15 protein-coding genes are annotated in these 14,653 nt (G+C 65.0%); 5 read left to right on the top strand and 10 right to left on the bottom strand.

The annotated features are described in order from the left end of the window. Nucleotides 1-39: 39 nt before the first annotated feature. Nucleotides 40-573 carry a DUF4440 domain-containing protein gene (locus RU01_RS21515; protein WP_082043307.1) on the bottom strand — a complete coding sequence of 178 codons (534 nt, stop codon included), beginning with the start codon at nucleotides 571-573 and terminating at the stop codon, nucleotides 40-42. A 356-nt stretch (nucleotides 574-929) separates the two neighbouring features. Here RU01_RS21515 and RU01_RS21520 point away from each other — a divergent pair, with 356 nt between their 5' ends. Then, complete coding sequence (locus RU01_RS21520) at nucleotides 930-2,006, top strand: DUF6670 family protein (RefSeq protein WP_042576691.1); 1,077 nt, start codon at nucleotides 930-932, stop codon at nucleotides 2,004-2,006. 29 nt (nucleotides 2,007-2,035) lie between these two features. Here RU01_RS21520 and RU01_RS21525 read toward each other — a convergent pair whose 3' ends face one another. Further along, nucleotides 2,036-3,121, bottom strand: coding sequence for an LLM class flavin-dependent oxidoreductase (locus tag RU01_RS21525; RefSeq protein WP_042576692.1), 1,086 nt, complete (start codon nucleotides 3,119-3,121; stop codon nucleotides 2,036-2,038). 94 nt (nucleotides 3,122-3,215) lie between these two features. Between RU01_RS21525 and RU01_RS21530 the strand changes: the two genes are divergently transcribed. Then, entirely contained in the window at nucleotides 3,216-3,890 is a 675-nt protein-coding gene (locus tag RU01_RS21530) for a CGNR zinc finger domain-containing protein (protein WP_042576617.1), read from the top strand. Here the strand turns inward: RU01_RS21530 and RU01_RS21535 are convergent. Then, nucleotides 3,843-6,464: an excinuclease ABC subunit UvrA gene (locus RU01_RS21535; protein WP_197074853.1), complete on the bottom strand. Its 2,622-nt coding sequence runs from the start codon at nucleotides 6,462-6,464 to the stop codon at nucleotides 3,843-3,845. The two genes, RU01_RS21530 and RU01_RS21535, sit on opposite strands and share 48 nt — an antisense overlap. A 195-nt stretch (nucleotides 6,465-6,659) precedes the next feature. Between RU01_RS21535 and RU01_RS21540 the strand changes: the two genes are divergently transcribed. Together RU01_RS21540 and RU01_RS21545 are read left to right on the top strand one after the other, a co-directional pair. Beyond that, on the top strand, nucleotides 6,660-7,052 hold the full coding sequence (locus tag RU01_RS21540) for a nuclear transport factor 2 family protein (RefSeq protein ID WP_042576618.1): 393 nt from the start codon (nucleotides 6,660-6,662) through the stop codon (nucleotides 7,050-7,052). A gap of 290 nt (nucleotides 7,053-7,342) precedes the next feature. Then, nucleotides 7,343-7,792, top strand: coding sequence for a MarR family winged helix-turn-helix transcriptional regulator (locus RU01_RS21545; RefSeq protein ID WP_042576619.1), 450 nt, complete (start codon nucleotides 7,343-7,345; stop codon nucleotides 7,790-7,792). A gap of 42 nt (nucleotides 7,793-7,834) precedes the next feature. On the opposite strand, the gene RU01_RS21550 is transcribed toward RU01_RS21545, so the two are convergent. Continuing rightward, complete coding sequence (locus RU01_RS21550) at nucleotides 7,835-8,050, bottom strand: response regulator transcription factor (protein ID WP_042576620.1); 216 nt, start codon at nucleotides 8,048-8,050, stop codon at nucleotides 7,835-7,837. On the opposite strand from RU01_RS21550, the gene RU01_RS22315 reads away from it, so the two are divergent. After that, nucleotides 8,040-8,609, top strand: a complete 570-nt coding sequence (locus RU01_RS22315) for a class I SAM-dependent methyltransferase (RefSeq protein ID WP_052493412.1) — start codon at nucleotides 8,040-8,042, stop codon at nucleotides 8,607-8,609. The two genes, RU01_RS21550 and RU01_RS22315, sit on opposite strands and share 11 nt — an antisense overlap. Nucleotides 8,610-9,406: 797 nt before the next feature. On the opposite strand, the gene RU01_RS21565 is transcribed toward RU01_RS22315, so the two are convergent. The 6 genes from RU01_RS21565 to RU01_RS21590 form a co-directional block, all read right to left on the bottom strand. Beyond that, on the bottom strand, nucleotides 9,407-10,609 hold the full coding sequence (locus tag RU01_RS21565; RefSeq protein ID WP_042576622.1) for a M24 family metallopeptidase: 1,203 nt from the start codon (nucleotides 10,607-10,609) through the stop codon (nucleotides 9,407-9,409). Nucleotides 10,610-10,652: 43 nt separating this feature from the next. Further along, nucleotides 10,653-11,324, bottom strand: coding sequence for an amino acid ABC transporter permease (locus RU01_RS21570; protein ID WP_042576623.1), 672 nt, complete (start codon nucleotides 11,322-11,324; stop codon nucleotides 10,653-10,655). Further along, nucleotides 11,321-11,950 (bottom strand): amino acid ABC transporter permease, encoded by a 630-nt coding sequence (locus RU01_RS21575; protein WP_042576695.1) that lies wholly within the window; start codon nucleotides 11,948-11,950, stop codon nucleotides 11,321-11,323. Before RU01_RS21575 ends, RU01_RS21570 begins: the two co-directional genes overlap by 4 nt. 11 nt (nucleotides 11,951-11,961) lie before the next feature. Then, entirely contained in the window at nucleotides 11,962-12,744 is a 783-nt protein-coding gene (locus tag RU01_RS21580; protein ID WP_042576624.1) for an amino acid ABC transporter ATP-binding protein, read from the bottom strand. Between the two features lie 79 nt (nucleotides 12,745-12,823). Next, entirely contained in the window at nucleotides 12,824-13,681 is an 858-nt protein-coding gene (locus tag RU01_RS21585) for a substrate-binding periplasmic protein (protein ID WP_082043310.1), read from the bottom strand. Nucleotides 13,682-13,786: 105 nt separating this feature from the next. Further along, nucleotides 13,787-14,653, bottom strand: a complete 867-nt coding sequence (locus RU01_RS21590; RefSeq protein WP_442970585.1) for a creatininase family protein — start codon at nucleotides 14,651-14,653, stop codon at nucleotides 13,787-13,789.

Below are 14,653 nucleotides of genomic sequence, written 5' to 3' on the forward strand. Positions count from 1 at the left end.
CATGGTCCCATCCCGGCGGTGTGCGCCGTGTCAGGTGGTTCAGGCAGGCAGCTTCGAGGAGTGGTGGTCCACGATCACGACATCCCCGTCGTCCTCGAGCTCGAAGACGAAGGTGAAGCGCGCCGGCACCTTGTCCCCGGACTCACCCATCGTGAACGTGTAGAGACCGGACAGCGACCCCGACGTGGGACTGAGCAGCTGCGGCACGGACTCGTCGATCTCGCCGGTCGGCTTCTTGGTGACGAAGTCGGTGAAATAGGCCAGTCGCTCGTCGGAGCTGTTGTACACACCGGCCCACAGTGTCGGAAGCAGCACCGCGTCCTCTCGGTAGAGAGCGTTGATCGCCTGCGGGTCACCCTGCGCCACGGTGTCGAGCCAGGTGTCGAACTGTTCCTCGATGCGATCGAGGGTGAGTTCGTCGCCCGCGTCGACGGAGGCGTTGGTGCCTGCGGCGGTGTCGGCGTCGGCTGCGACGGGGGTGGATGCCTGTCCGGTGCTGCATGCCGACAGTGCGACGGCGGCTGCGGCGACGGCAGCGACGGAGGTGGCGCGGACGACGGTCTTGGTGCGCATGGTCTTGCCTCTCGATCTGGTGTCACCGAACCACTTTCGGTGACAGATCAAGCATCGCGATGCGATTGCCAGCGCACTGTCAGGGAAGTGTCAACGGAAGGACAACTTTTCACCCGGAGCGGTGTGGGCTGCGCAGTCGATCCGATGCTGTGTGACCGCCGCCACCTCGCAGGTACCGTGCCGAGGGTCGCGACCGTCCCTGCTCTCCCCCGTCGCCCGACCGGGGACATGGCGACCGACGACCGGATCGCCGGACAGGGTTAATGTTACTCCGGGTACCAGGTGTCGTGCGAAGATGAGCGCCCGTCTCGACCGAGGCGGAGCGCGGTCGAAGAAAGGGTATCGCTGTGGCGATCATGTCGATGGATCATGTGCGGGCTGCGGTGGACAGAGTTGTGCCGCTGGTGAACCGGACCCGCTCGCTGAACACCCGCCCGTTCGACGCCGAGACCCCGGTGGGTCCTCCCTCGGGCCGCGGGCGGAGTTGGGTGCACTACGGGGTGATGGTTCCCGATCTCCCCGATCCGCATCGCTCGTTCGGTGTGATGTCGATCGTCGGCACACCGGGAGTGGCACTGTTCGCCAACGACCAGGCCATAGCGACCACACCGCGCGACACCGTGTACACCGTCTCGGCCACGGCGGCGATGACCTCCCGGCAGTTCTTCGTCCAGTCCATGGCCGAGGACTGCGATTTCCGCGACGACGGCAGTCACCTCCGGTTCGGATCCGACCTCACCATGAGTGGGTCGTACCCGAACTACTCGGTGCAGCGCACCCATCCGGACGCCTCCGTCACGTTGTCGATCACGGCCACCGACGTGGTGTCCCACTTCGCGAATGTGCCGGGGCTGTACGCGCACTGGAGCATCCTGGCCAGATGCACCGGGCACATCGACGACGCGAGCGGGCGCACGGAGATCGCGGGACTGTGCACCGTAGAGCATGCCGCCGGTGTGGGAGTGCACAGCCTCACCTCGTCCACCAGGTGGCGGCTGCCGGCACTGTTCTTCACGTACCACGTCCTCAACATCGACGACACGACCCAGGTGCTGTTGGTGAAGGCGCTCGGTCCGGCCGATGTCGTTGTTCAGGAAGCGGTGTACATCCGGTCCGTCGACGAACACGGCTCGGCCCACACAGTCGGCGTCGACTTCGATGTCACCGCATACGAACCCGAGGCGCGGCGCACCCCCACGGGACGACTCATGCGTCTGCCCGCGACGATGACGTGGAGTCTGACCGATCCCGCCACCGGCGAACGAATCATCTCCATCGACACCGCCACCGTCACCGACCTCACCTACGGCCTCGGGGCAGGCTACGTCGGCAATTACCGCTATCACGGAACATTCCACGGCGAACCCATCACCGGCAGTGCCTATCTCGAGTACATCGACTGCCGAGACCACCTCACCGCCGCCGGCGCCTGACGGGGTCGAGGTCGGGCCGCGGAGTCAGATCACCGAGCAGCCGCGGTGAGGGTCGACTCGGCCATGTCGTAGTGGTCGGCGATCAGTTCGACGGTGCGGGACATGGCGCTGCGCGAGTGTCCCTGAACGGCGAGCATGACTTCGTCGACACCGGTTCGACTCTGTAGCTGTTCGAGGGTGTCGACGACGGTGTCGACGGTGCCGTGCACGTACTGCTGCCGGTAGTGGTCGAGAACGTTCTGCTCCCGGGCGGTGGCAGCATAGGCCTCGGCTTCGGCCGGTGGGATCAGTGCGAACGGCTTCCGTTGCAGCATGCGGAGCATGGCCATGGCCGCCGACGTGGTCTGGCGGCTCGCCTCCTGCGCATCGTCGTGGGCGACGACTCCGACGCTGACGAGGCTGTACGGCTCGTCCAGGACGTCGGACGGTCGGAAGGTACTCCTGTACAACGACATGGCGCCGTCGACGTCTGCGTCCCCGAACTGCAGCGCGAACGCGTACGGGCGGCCCAGTCGGCCCGCCAGCTGGGCGGAGTACGGGGAGGAGCCGAGGATCCACACCTGGGGCGCTGTGGCCGGTCGAGGAACCCTGTTCTGATCCGCCTGCCACGGGCCGGGTACGGCGTGCACGTTGGCATAACGATGACCGCGGGGGAAGTCGTCACCCAGGAAGCCGATCACGTCCGCCACCCGGGAGGGGAAGTCCTCGCCGTCCGTGGTCCGCCGCAGCGCCTCCGCCGTCGCCGGATCGGTACCAGGTGCGCGCCCGAGCCCCAGATCGACTCGTCCCGGCGCGAGGGTATCCAGCATCCCGAACTGTTCGGCGATCACCAGTGGGGAGTGGTTGGGCAGCATGACCCCGCCTGCGCCCAGGCGGATACGTTCGGTTTCGCCGGTCAGTCTGGACAGCATCATCTGCGGCGAGGAGGCGGTCGCGCCGGGCATGGCGTGGTGCTCCGACATCCAGAACCGCTGATACCCGCACCGTTCCGACGTCTTCGCCAGCTCGATGATCTCAGCGTAGGTCTGCTGAGCCGTCCGGCCGACCCCGGTGAGGGCGTTGTCGAGGACCGAGAGGGTGAGCGGCGCGGTGCCGGAGTGTGGTGCGGCGGTCATGGTCGTACTCATTTCTCACGTCTGAAATTGGCTTGTGCCATGAGGTCGAGGCTACCGCATGCTCACGGTAAATTATTTCCGTTACCATGAGCATGTGTCCTCACCTGCGCTGCCGCCAGCACCCGGTACCGACGATCATCCGAGTCTCGCGTTGGTCGACACGGTGGTCGTTCTTCCGGGAGGTCACCGGGTCGACGACCTCGGCGACCCCGCAGCCGCTACGTCATGGCTCATCGAGCGCGGACTGGTGTCCGACGATGTGATGTTGCTCGAGCACTGCCAAAGCAAGTTGACGAGCCTGCGTCAGGATCTGCGAACACTGTTCGACCGGTTCCTGGAAGGCGAGGATCCAGACCAGGGCGCTCTCGACCGCATCAACGCGGCAATCATGACAGTGCCCGCTGCACCGTTGCTGCACCATGTGCCGGGTCGAGGCCTACAGCGTGTTCAGCAGCACCCGGTCACTCAGCTCGTCGAGTACGCGATGGCTCATATCGCCGAGGACGCAGCCGAACTCGTCACCAGCCCTCTGGCAGGGTCGATCGCCCGATGCGAGGCACTGCCGTGCGAGCGCCTGATGATCCGCACCCACGCCCGTCGGCGGTGGTGCTCCGTTCGGTGCGGGGACCGAGTGAGAGCGGCCCGGTCTTATTCACGAGGTAGGCAGTCGGAGGATGCGGCAGCCAAAAGGCTTGAAAGCCTGTTAGTCTCGATGAATTTGTCACCGGTCCCGACCGCGGGGGCCGTGGTTCGCTACTCCGGCTCGTAGGTGCTCGTTTAGATAGCGGCCGGTGATGCTCAAGGGGTCGGCGGCGACGTCGTCGGGTGTGCCTGCGGCGACGATGCGCCCACCGGCGTCACCGCCGCCGGGGCCCATGTCGATGATGTGGTCGGCGTTGGCGATCATGTCGAGGTCGTGTTCGATGACGACGACGGTGGCGCCGTTGCCGTTGAGCCGGTCAATGACGGTGAGCAGTGTGCGGACGTCGAGTGGGTGCAGTCCGACGCTGGGTTCGTCGAAGACGAAGAGAGTGTCGGCCTGGTCGCGTCGAAGTTCGGTGGCCAGCTTCAGGCGCTGCGCTTCGCCGCCGGAGAGGGCGGGTGTGGCCTCGCCGAGGGTGAGATAACCCAACCCGAGATCGATGAGGGTCTGCAGACGGGTGTGGACGCGCCGGAGGTCGGTGGTGAGCTCGAGCGCCTCGGTCACCGTGCACGAGAGCAGATCCGGCAGCGAGATGTCCGCCGGATCGGAGGCCTTCGGGACAGGTCGGCGGATCCCGTGGCCGGCCGGGGAGTAGCGGGTGCCGGAGCAGTTGGGGCAGTCGATGTCGACGTCCGGTAGGAACTGCACGTCGAGGGAGATCTGGCCGGTTCCCTCGCACCGGGGGCAGCGCAGGGACCCGGTGTTGTACGAGAAGTCGGCGGCAGTGAGACCGGACTCGGTGGCCGCCGCCGTGGACGCGAAGGCGCGGCGCAAGTCGTCGAGGATCCCGCTGTACGTCGCGACGGTGGAGCGCACGTTGATCCCGATGGGGGTGGCGTCGACCACGTTGACGCGCGTGATGTCCGGTGCGTCGAATTCTGTGACGTGTGCGGGTGGGCGTTCATCGGCGCCGCGAGCGATCAGCGCGGGCACCAGGCTGTCGAGAACCATCGTGGTTTTGCCGGACCCGGAGACGCCGGTCACCACGGTGATGCGCCCCGACGGGATGTTCACGGCGAGTGCATGAACGGTGTGCAGGGGACGCGTGGTCAGGTGAATCCGTCCGCGGGCGAACATTCGATCGGACGGGGCGCGATCGCGCACGACGATGCCTTCGCGACCGACGAGGAAACCGCCGAGCAGGGAGGCCGGGTCGTCTCCGAGGTCGGCGGGAGTGCCGGTCGCCACCACGTGTCCGCCGTCTCTGCCCGCGCCGGGACCCATCTCGACGATCCAGTCGGCGTCGCGGAGGACCTGGACGTCGTGGTCGACACACACCACGGAGTTCCCGTCCCGCAGGAGGTCTCGCATGATGTCGAGAAGGGCGTCGACATTAGACGGGTGCAGTCCGATGGACGGTTCGTCCAACACGTAGAGCACTCCGGTGGTTCTGTTTCGCACCGCACGCGCGAGTTGAACGCGTTGACGTTCGCCCGTGGAGAGGGTGGCGCTGCCGCGGTCGAGTGTCAGATAGCCCAGGCCGAGCCCGACGAGGCGCCGTGCCATCTCGAGGAGTGTGTCGACGAGGTTGCGCGCCATCTGCATCATGTCCGCGGGCAGTGACGTCTCGATGGTGGTGACCCAGCCGGTGAGGTCGTCGAGAGTCTTGGCGGTGGCCTGACCGAGGTCGATGCCGCCGATGTGCGATCGGAGGGCCGCGTCGCTGAGGCGCACGCCGTGGCAACTGGGGCAGGTGTGGGTGCTGATGTACTTGTGGACCCGGCTCAGCCCCTTCTCGCTCGTCGCCTTGTTCAGCGCTTCCTCCACCGCGCGTACGGCGTTGCGGTAGGTGAAGTCCATCTCGAACAGTTTGCCGTTCTTGGTGGGAACGGTGATGTGCCGCTTCTCCGCCGGGCCGTGCATGACGATGTCGCGCTCCTCGGCGCGCAGTTCCTCGTAGGGCACATCGGTGCGTACGCCCATCTCGGCGACGACGCGAGGCATGACCGTGAGACCGAACATCGACCAGGGAGCCACCGCACCGGCGTCGATGCTCAGGCTCGGATCGGGCACCAGCATGCGCTCGTCCACCTCGCGCACGACGCCGTTGCCAGAACACCGAGGGCAGGCGCCGTCGGAGTTGAAGGCGAATGACTCGGCGCCCGGAGGGTGGAAGGTGGCTCCGCAGACCGGGCACGTCAGCTCGTGGTCGAGGGCGACCTCGACCGTGGGGTCGAGTCGGTGACCGTTCGGACAACAATGAGAACCCAACCGCGAGAACATCAGTCGCAGGACGTTGAGTAGCTCGGTCGACGTGCCGAAGGTGCTGCGCACGTTGGGTACGCCGGGTCTCTGACGCAGGGCCAGTGCGGCCGGTACGTGCTCGACACTGTCGACGTCGGCGCGAGCGGACTGCGACATGCGGCGGCGTGTGTAGGTCGAGAGTGCCTCGATGTAGCGGCGCGAACCCTCCGCGTACAGAACCCCCATCGCCAACGACGACTTTCCCGATCCCGACACCCCCGCCACCGCGACCAGTGTGTGCAGGGGTATCGACACGTCGAGGTCGGCGAGGTTGTGGACCTTGGCTCCCCGCACCTCGATCGCTGCCGGCTGCTCGTGTGCCGCGGCGGGCTCCCGCCGAGCGCGCACTCCGTCTCCGGGGCGCACCGTGGTGGTGGGGAGCTCGTCGCGCGTCATCGGTTCTCCTTCATCGGGGAATGCAGTGCGGTGGCGGGCCGGCCGTCTCCGTGAAGAAAGCCCTGAGGCTGGGGCACCGACTCGATGTCAGATTACACGCACATGGAAGTTGCTTCCACGGAATGCATATGCCATGGTTGTGCCACGGCCCCGACACGAGGGTTGCCCCGCCCCACGAACGAAGGACACTCACTCATGAGCACCACCACCGATCTCGCACGCACCTACTTCACTGCCGTCCAGACGGGCGACATGACCAAACTCGGCGAGTTGCTGGCCGAGGACATCGTCTGGCACCAGCCGGGTTCGCATCGATTCTCCGGCGACCACACCGGCCGTGACGCCGTCTTCGCGCTCCTCGGAGCGATGATGGAGACCAGCGCCGGCACGTTCGCCATCGACGCCGTCAACTCGTACATGGACAACGGCGACTTGGTCGCCGCCTCGATCCACTTCTCCGGCCGCCGCGGCGAGCAGAGCATGGCCATGGACGGGGTCGACCTCCTGCGCGTCGCAGACGGCAAGATCGTCGAGATGTGGTTGTTCTCCGCCGACGCTGCCGCCGAGGACGCATTCTGGGGACACTGAGCACCTGCCCGGCGGACGCCCAGCCACCCTCCTCGCGACGAAGGATCACGACACCACGCCAATCATGACCGAGGATCAGTGGCGCGCGTTCGCCTCGGCTGGAACACGCACCGGGGAATTGGCCACCGTCCGGTCAGACGGCAGCCCCCATCTCGCACCGCTGTGGTTCCTCCGACGGAGACGAGCTGGTGTTCCGGATCGAGGTGACCTCGTGAAGGGCCGCAACCTCACCCGCGACCCTCGGTTCGCGCTCCGACCCCGCACATCGACCCACACCACATGGAACGGCCATGACGAACGACAAGACAGCCCTCTTCGACAACCTCGTCCGGTACGAGATCGACCTGTGGAGCGCGATCGACGGTGCACTGCGGGCCGAGTGCGACCTGCACCTGACCTGGTTCGAGATCCTCCGATTCCTTTCCGACCACGACGACGGCGCCCGTGTCCAGGGCATCGCCGACGAGTTCGCCATCACCGTCGGAGGAACCAGCAAGGTCGTCGACCGCATCGAAGCGGCGGGCTACTGCGCCCGCCGAGCAAACCCCAAAGACCGTCGGTCCTCCCTCGTCGCCCTGACACCGGCCGGCCGCGAGATTCTCACGGCAGGAACTGTCGTGTTCGACCGCGAACTCGACCGGCGCATAGGCGCGGTTCTCGACGACGACACCATTCGCGCAGTGAGCTCCGCACTCGAGATGCTGCGGACTGCAGGCAGATCGGCCGACCCGAGCCGGTGACCGCACGCCGATCTGTCACGTCCTCCGGATGCTCGGACCCGATCACAGCAAGTTCGTGCGGCGAACGTAGATCGCGAGCTGGCCACAGTCCTGCGGGTCGAGTTTGCCGAGCAGCTTGAACACGTGGGTCTTGACGGAGGCTTCGGTGATGAACAGGTCGCGGCTGATCTCGGTGTTGAATTTGCCGTGCGCGACCTCGTAGAGGACGTCGCGTGCGGGCAGTGACCACTCAGGAGACAATGCATAGATGGACGACATGTTCGTAGTACCCGCGGGCGACGCGGGTGAACGAGGCGCTGACCTCATGGTGCGATCGGGCGGGAAGATGGCCAGACGGGTGGTCGAGGTGTTGGCACCGCGCCGAGGTTATCGTGTCGTTGAAATCGGTTTCGGGCCCGGTCTGGCGCTCGAACTCCTCTCGCTGGCAGTATCGGACGGCCATGTCACCGGCGTGGACCCCTCCGACCTCATGCACCGGCGGGCCACCGAACGCAACGCCGCCGCGATCGACTACGGCCGGATGACTCTCGTGCCCGGAACCGTCGCTAACCTGCCGTTCGACGACGACTCCTTCGACGCGGCGCTGACGGTGGACAATCTGCACTTCTGGCCGGACGCGGGTGCCGGTCTGTCGCAGCTGCGACGCGTTCTTCGCGGCGGCGCCGTGGTGGTGGCGGCGTTCACGCCGCCCTCCGGGGGGCCGCCGTCCGGATTCGAGCGCCTGTTCCAGTGCGCCGGCTTCTCCGACGTCGTGGTCCGGCGATACCCGGAAGGCGTCGTCCTCTCGGCTGTGAACTACAACGAGACGTCGGGATGAGGCAGCATACTGCCTACGAAGCAGTTGAGGCCGCCGACACCTCTTGGTCGTCCAACTGCTCACCGCGGCTGGTTCCATCGGCAGCGAGCTCGTCCTGTAGCAGGTCCGACAGGGCGATCGCGACTTCCAAGACGGACTTTCCTGTCACGGAGCCACGCCGCGGCTCGGTCTTAATCGCGAAGTCAACTGCCGCTGGGCGGATGCAAATCCTCAGCACCCGCTTCGGCGGATCCAAGTCCTCAGGACTCGGCTGCGGTCAGCAGGAGCATCCTGACGTCGTAGCCGCGGTGATGACGTCGGGATGCTGCCGGCAGAAACCGAACACCGTTCGGCTTCGATGCATTCGACCCGATACGGGCTAACGCCTACGCCGCTCACGGGACCGCAACCCCGCGGCGGGCGGAACTTGCGCTGTTCGAACTCTTCTCGGAAGCGCTCGACGCCCGTCCCCGCGTGACCACGCGGCGACGACCGCACCTGATGCCGAACGACCCAGCAACTGACTCTCACTGCACTCACCGAGGACACCCGAATAATCCCACGCACGCAGATTCTCGACGGTTGCGAATCCGGTCCAGCGCGGCTCGGATCGACTCACACGACGGTGTGCACCCCATGAGTCCTTTCGGCGGAGCCGAGAATGACCAATCTCGTCCGCACCGACTTCGCAAACACGGACCCGAACCGCTCGACGCGGCAACCGATGACCAGGTCCGCGATCCGATCGGTATCGACAGACCCACGAGGAGCGGCGCGATCTCCACACCCGGGCGCTGCGGCGTGCGTGGAAAGTCGGCCTATTTGACCATTACCGCTCGTGGAACGGTGGAGATCTGGCTCGGCCCGTTGGTCGTGACCTCCACCGTCTCACCCAGTGCCATCGACAGCCCGGTGCTTCGGTCCAAGAGAATCATGTGCGTAAAGATCGTCATGTGCTCCTCCAGCACGAGGGGGACATCTGCTGCCATGAAAGGCGGCTCCATCCAGGTTGTCTCCCACACGGCACCCATGTTGTAGCCACACGCCTGCAGGGCCGCGTGCTCGAATCCGTGCCTTGCCATCACCGACCGGTGCGCCTCGTAAAGATCGCCGAAGGTGGCTCCGACCTTGATGGTGGATTGCACCTCCTCGAGCGCGTCGACGCACGCATCGTGCATTGCGCGGTGCCTCGGGTCGACGACCGGGCCGGTCAGCACCGAATACATTGTGGCTACGCAGTAGTGGCGGAACGCGGCGCCGGGCTCGAAGAGCACTTGGTCGTTCTCTCCCACCGTCCCGCGGCCGGACACTGGGCGTACCAGCATGGCCCGCTTGCCGGAACCATGCGGGAACCCGGCGAACACCTCACCGCCCGCCGAGTACACGACCTTCTGAAATTCGGCCATCAGGTCACCCTCGGACACGCCGGGGCGCACCATGTCGATCGTTGTTGCAGAGGCCTCCGCGAGGATTTCTCCGGCTCGCCTCATATGGGCGAGTTCCTCGGCGCTCTTGACTCGTCGGAGGCCACGAATCACCTGAGAGCTGTCCGTGAGCGCACACCAGCCGTCGACTGCGTGCGTCAGCTCTTGATGAAGCGCGAGCGGCATGCCGACACTGTCGGTCTCGACCCCTGCGACGCCACCCTTGCAACCAAGCGATTCCAGTGCATCCCGAATGGCCATGCCTCGCGACCAGCCGTGTCGGTCATCGACGACCCGGACGTCACGGCACTGTGACGTGAAGCCGATGTTACCGAGGTCAGCGGAGCGGGAGAGGTGCAGCATAGTGCCGTCGGCCTTGAAGAACAACACGTGGAACACCGAGGCCGCACCTGAATCGAAGCCCGCGAGCCAGTACTGGTCCTCCAGGCGGGTGATCAACAAACAATCGATCCCTCGGCCCGTCATTGCTTCCTGCAGCCGGCGACGCCGGTCGGCGAACTCGGCTGCGGAGAAGTGTACTTGGACAGGGAGGGTTCCGGCGATGTCGTCGGCGAGATGGAGGGTGTGCGATGTCATGGTAATTCCTTCGACAGAGGGGACATGGTTGATGTGGGGAGTATCAGATGTGCTTGTTCATGCGGCGTTCGACCGAGATGCTCAGCCACGTGAACGGGATCGAGATGGCCGCGTAGAGCACGCCGGCTTGAATGAGTACGACCAGGTAGCGGAAGGTCGACGAACCGATGGAATAGGCCTGGCTCATCAACTCGGGGACGGCGACGGAGTACGCCAGCGACGTTGCTTGGAACAGCATCACCGCGAACCCCATCAGCGAGGGAATCGCGATGCGCAACCCCTGCGGTATCACGACAAAACGAAACGTGTCGCGGGTGGTCATGCCCAAGGCATGACAGGCCTCCACCTCGCGTCGCGGCACCGCCGCTATACCACCGCGGATGTATTCGGCTCCGTAGGCCGCGGCCGTCCAGCTGAGGGCAGCGATCGCCGCGGTCATCGCCGGCAGCACCACTCCCGCGCTCGGGAGACCAAAGTACGCCAGCTGCAGCAGGACCAGCGCCGGCGCACCGCGTCCAAGCTCCACGAACCCGATCGCGGCGTACCGGATCGGCCGTATCGGCGACATCTGCGCCAGGCACGCGAGCAGGGCCAGTGGGGCACCGAAGGCAATACTGAGCAACGTCAGCACCACGCTGACCTGGAGCCCGTCGAGCAGCCGCGGCAGGTTCGTGCCGAATTCATCGAGGACGGTGGTTGCCAGGGGGCCGTTCATACTGCCACCCGCGCCCGTATCCGCGCATCGGCGGCGCGTGATCCGATGCCGATGAGGATCGACAGGACGACATAGACGAGTCCGGCCAAGAGGAAGACCAGCACCCCCAAGTCGGTGCTGCGTGACAATTGACCGGCTCGGTCCACTATCTCGGAAACGCCGACGATCGAAACGATGGACGAGTCCTTCAGCAGCGCGATCGCGTAATTGGTATAACCCGGGATCGCGGCCCGCCAGACCTGTGGGACTATCACCGAAATGAACGCGGTTCGTTTACTGAGGCCCAGGGCCGTAGCAGCTTCCGACTGACCGTGATGCAGCGCTTTCGATGCACCGCGGAAGATTTCGGCCAAATACGCTGCGGCGACGATCGCAAGTGCCCCGATCCCTGCGACCAGTGCCGACAATTGAATGGCGCCGATGGAGACGCCGTAGAAAAGTACGAACAGCCAGACAATGGGCGGAACACCGCGCACGATGTCGACGACCGCACGGCACGCCAGCCACACTAACCAGTAGCGGCTCTGCAGCCCTAGCGTCAGTGGGACCGCCAACAGGGTGCCCAACAGCAGCGAACCCGCCGTCACCACCAGCGTCAGGGGTAGGCCCAGAAGTACCGACAGCATGGTGTCCACGGCTAACGCTCCAAGACGGCTTGGAGGAACCGTCTGGTACGGGGGTGCTCGGGGTCGGCCATGATCCGGCGGGGATCACCGGACTCGATGATCTTCCCGTCGGCCATCACCACCAACTGATCGGACACATTGGCTGCGAAACGCATCTCGTGTGTCACCACGACCATGGTCATGCCTCCTGCCGCCAACTCACGCATGACGTCCAGTACCTCTGCGCCGAGTTCGGGATCGAGCGCCGAGGTCGGCTCGTCGAAGAGCATCACTTCGGGCTCCAATGCCAACGCTCGGGCGATCGCAATGCGCTGCTGCTGCCCGCCCGAGCACTTGTTCGGGTACTCATCGCCTTTGTTGCCCAGCCCCATCCGCTCCAGCAGCCGCTTAGACACGTGGTCGGCTTCCGCGCGCGAACGCCCCAGCACCCGCTGCTGCGGCAACGAGATGTTGCGCCGCACCGTCATATGCGGAAACAAGTTGAAGCTCTGGAACACCATGCCGGCGCTCCGGCGCAGTTCGGCGAGATTGGCCGGCTCCACACCCTTCGCGACGTCGATCGCATGGTGGCCGATCTGAATGGTCCCCGAGTCGGGACGCTCCAGCAGATTCATGCACCTCAGCAATGTCGACTTCCCGGCACCGCTGGGTCCGATCATCGCTGTGACGGACCCCGCGGCAACCTCGAGGTTGACGTCGCTCAGGACGACGTTGTCCCCGTACGACTTGGCTACCCCGGTGACGCGGACGTGGGCGCCGGGTCTGTCTTCGTTGAGCTTCACGGGCTCTCCCATCGGTAGTGAGTGTCAGCGGACATGACTGTGTCGTTTCGCTGGACGTCCTCGTGAGCGTCAGACGCAGCACAACGCCCAATCACAGCAGGCGCGGCTCGCCGACCTCGAGAATGTCGGTCGGCATTCCGTACTCGACTAACGTGTCGACGAGCGTCTCGTCCTTCTGCCACCCCCCGATCGAATCGTTCAGGGCCGTACCCAAGGAGTTGTTGCCCAAAGTGAAAGGGAATCCGATCTGCGCCGGCTCGTTGGTCGTTGCAATACGCTCGTCGGCGGCCAGCACCTCGACCGTGAAGTCCGAGTCTTTGAAAAGGAAAAGCGCTCCTCCGTAGGAGTCGAGGGCGACGTCGATGCGCCCGTTTTCCAGGTCGGCCTTCATCTCGATGTTCGACGGGTAAACCGTCACGTCGGACCCGAACGACTCTTTGGCGTCGGGAGTCCACAAGTACCCGTCGACCGTCCCGATCTTCTTGCCCTCGAGGGAGTCGACAGTGGTCAGGCCCTCCTTGGAAATGATCCCGAGCCTGTCCAGGTAGATCGGATCCGACAGGCCGACGACCTTGTTACGTTCAGCAGTGCGGTAGAAGCCCCCGATTGCCACATCGGCACGACCGGAGTCCACGGCCGGGATAGCCCCCGCGAAGTCGACCGGTATCACGTTGACCAACAAACAGTTCTGCGCGGCAAATTTCTTCATAAGATCTGCCTCGGTGCCCCGGAATTCGCCATCGCTCGTGACCGAGACAGGGAAGAAGTCGACGGCTGCGATCGAAAGAGTGCCCTCCTCAACCGTTTCGACGTCATGCATCGGCATGCAGTCATCGGCCACTGCGGTGGAGTTGTCGCTGCTACCGCCGCATGCGGCGAGTGACAGCGACGCGGCCGTAATCGTCAGGACGATCACTCGGCGGGAAAGGGTACGAAATGGCTGGCTCATCGGTATCTCCTGATCGATTGGTAAGGAGGGAATGTAGGGAGTGGGGCGTTCGGCCGACGCGTACGTCGTCGTGGTACGTCATGACGTCCCAGCGGCGAGGGTCGTCTAGAAAGCCGGCCCACCGATGGGGCCGACGTTGGCGCGCATCCAGTCGACCAACTCGCACAGACGCCCTACGATGTGCTCGTGGAAGTCCTTGCCCTTCTCGCGAGTGACGCCTGCCGACGAGCTCAGGCTGCCTGTAGGTGCGAATCTTCGTTGCTCAGCGCTCGACCAAATGATGTCGACGCCATCGAGCGCCGGACCGAACAGGTCGTCGCTGACGAAGCCTCCGAAAACCTCGGCGAATGCTGCGCCTTGATCGGTCAGGCGATCCATCCGGATGCGACCGGGATACCGGTACTCGACCTGTGACAGCTCGAGTTCGCCGCCGTGATGCTCGTTGACCTCTTTGATCGACGGAGCTACCGAGCGAGCCAGGTGCAGCGGATCGGCGACGGCGAAGACGACACGCGGTAGCGACTCCTCGTGAAGTGCGCGAACGGCGGACCCAAGAGCCGGAAGGTTGGATCCCTTGTGGCCGTTGACCAGGACGATCTTGTCGAATCCGTGGGAGGCCAGACTGCGGCACACATCCGTGACGACTGCCATCAGTGTTTCGGTCCGGAGGGTGATCGTGCCGGCGAACGCCATATGGTGAGGCGAGTCCCCGAACCACAACGGCGGTGCACACAGTGCACCCATCCGCTTGGCCACATCCTCGACGATTCCCGTCGCGACGTATGTGTCCACGCCGAGGACACCAGCCGGGCCATGCTGCTCAGTACTGCCACAGGGAATGAGGATCACGCGATCTTTGGCGAGATGTAGTTCGACTTCTTCCCAGGTGAGGTCCTGTAGCCACACGCTCGGCTCGTCGGCTGGCGTCATCGTTTGCCCTCGCTTCGTGGTGTCGTCTGCCTCGGAAGTCAT

Origin of the sequence: Rhodococcus sp. MEB064 (genome assembly GCF_000834565.1) — a bacterium.
Taxonomy (GTDB): Bacteria; Actinomycetota; Actinomycetes; order Mycobacteriales; family Mycobacteriaceae; genus Rhodococcoides.

Bases quoted from the DNA above. Each gene is read 5' to 3' on its own strand.
- RU01_RS21590 (WP_442970585.1), bottom strand. From the start codon at position 14,653: ATGACTTCCGAGGCAGACGACACCACGAAGCGAGGGCAAACGATGACG.
- RU01_RS21540 (WP_042576618.1), top strand. From the start codon at position 6,660: ATGAGCACCACCACCGATCTCGCACGCACCTACTTCACTGCCGTCCAG.
- RU01_RS21550 (WP_042576620.1), bottom strand. From the start codon at position 8,050: ATGTCGTCCATCTATGCATTGTCTCCTGAGTGGTCACTGCCCGCACGC.
- RU01_RS21525 (WP_042576692.1), bottom strand. From the start codon at position 3,121: ATGACCGCCGCACCACACTCCGGCACCGCGCCGCTCACCCTCTCGGTC.
- RU01_RS21575 (WP_042576695.1), bottom strand. From the start codon at position 11,950: ATGCTGTCGGTACTTCTGGGCCTACCCCTGACGCTGGTGGTGACGGCG.
- RU01_RS21565 (WP_042576622.1), bottom strand. From the start codon at position 10,609: ATGACATCGCACACCCTCCATCTCGCCGACGACATCGCCGGAACCCTC.
- RU01_RS21520 (WP_042576691.1), top strand. From the start codon at position 930: ATGTCGATGGATCATGTGCGGGCTGCGGTGGACAGAGTTGTGCCGCTG.
- RU01_RS21515 (WP_082043307.1), bottom strand. From the start codon at position 573: ATGCGCACCAAGACCGTCGTCCGCGCCACCTCCGTCGCTGCCGTCGCC.
- RU01_RS22315 (WP_052493412.1), top strand. From the start codon at position 8,040: ATGGACGACATGTTCGTAGTACCCGCGGGCGACGCGGGTGAACGAGGC.
- RU01_RS21545 (WP_042576619.1), top strand. From the start codon at position 7,343: ATGACGAACGACAAGACAGCCCTCTTCGACAACCTCGTCCGGTACGAG.
- RU01_RS21570 (WP_042576623.1), bottom strand. From the start codon at position 11,324: ATGAACGGCCCCCTGGCAACCACCGTCCTCGATGAATTCGGCACGAAC.
- RU01_RS21580 (WP_042576624.1), bottom strand. From the start codon at position 12,744: ATGGGAGAGCCCGTGAAGCTCAACGAAGACAGACCCGGCGCCCACGTC.
- RU01_RS21535 (WP_197074853.1), bottom strand. From the start codon at position 6,464: ATGACGCGCGACGAGCTCCCCACCACCACGGTGCGCCCCGGAGACGGA.
- RU01_RS21585 (WP_082043310.1), bottom strand. From the start codon at position 13,681: ATGAGCCAGCCATTTCGTACCCTTTCCCGCCGAGTGATCGTCCTGACG.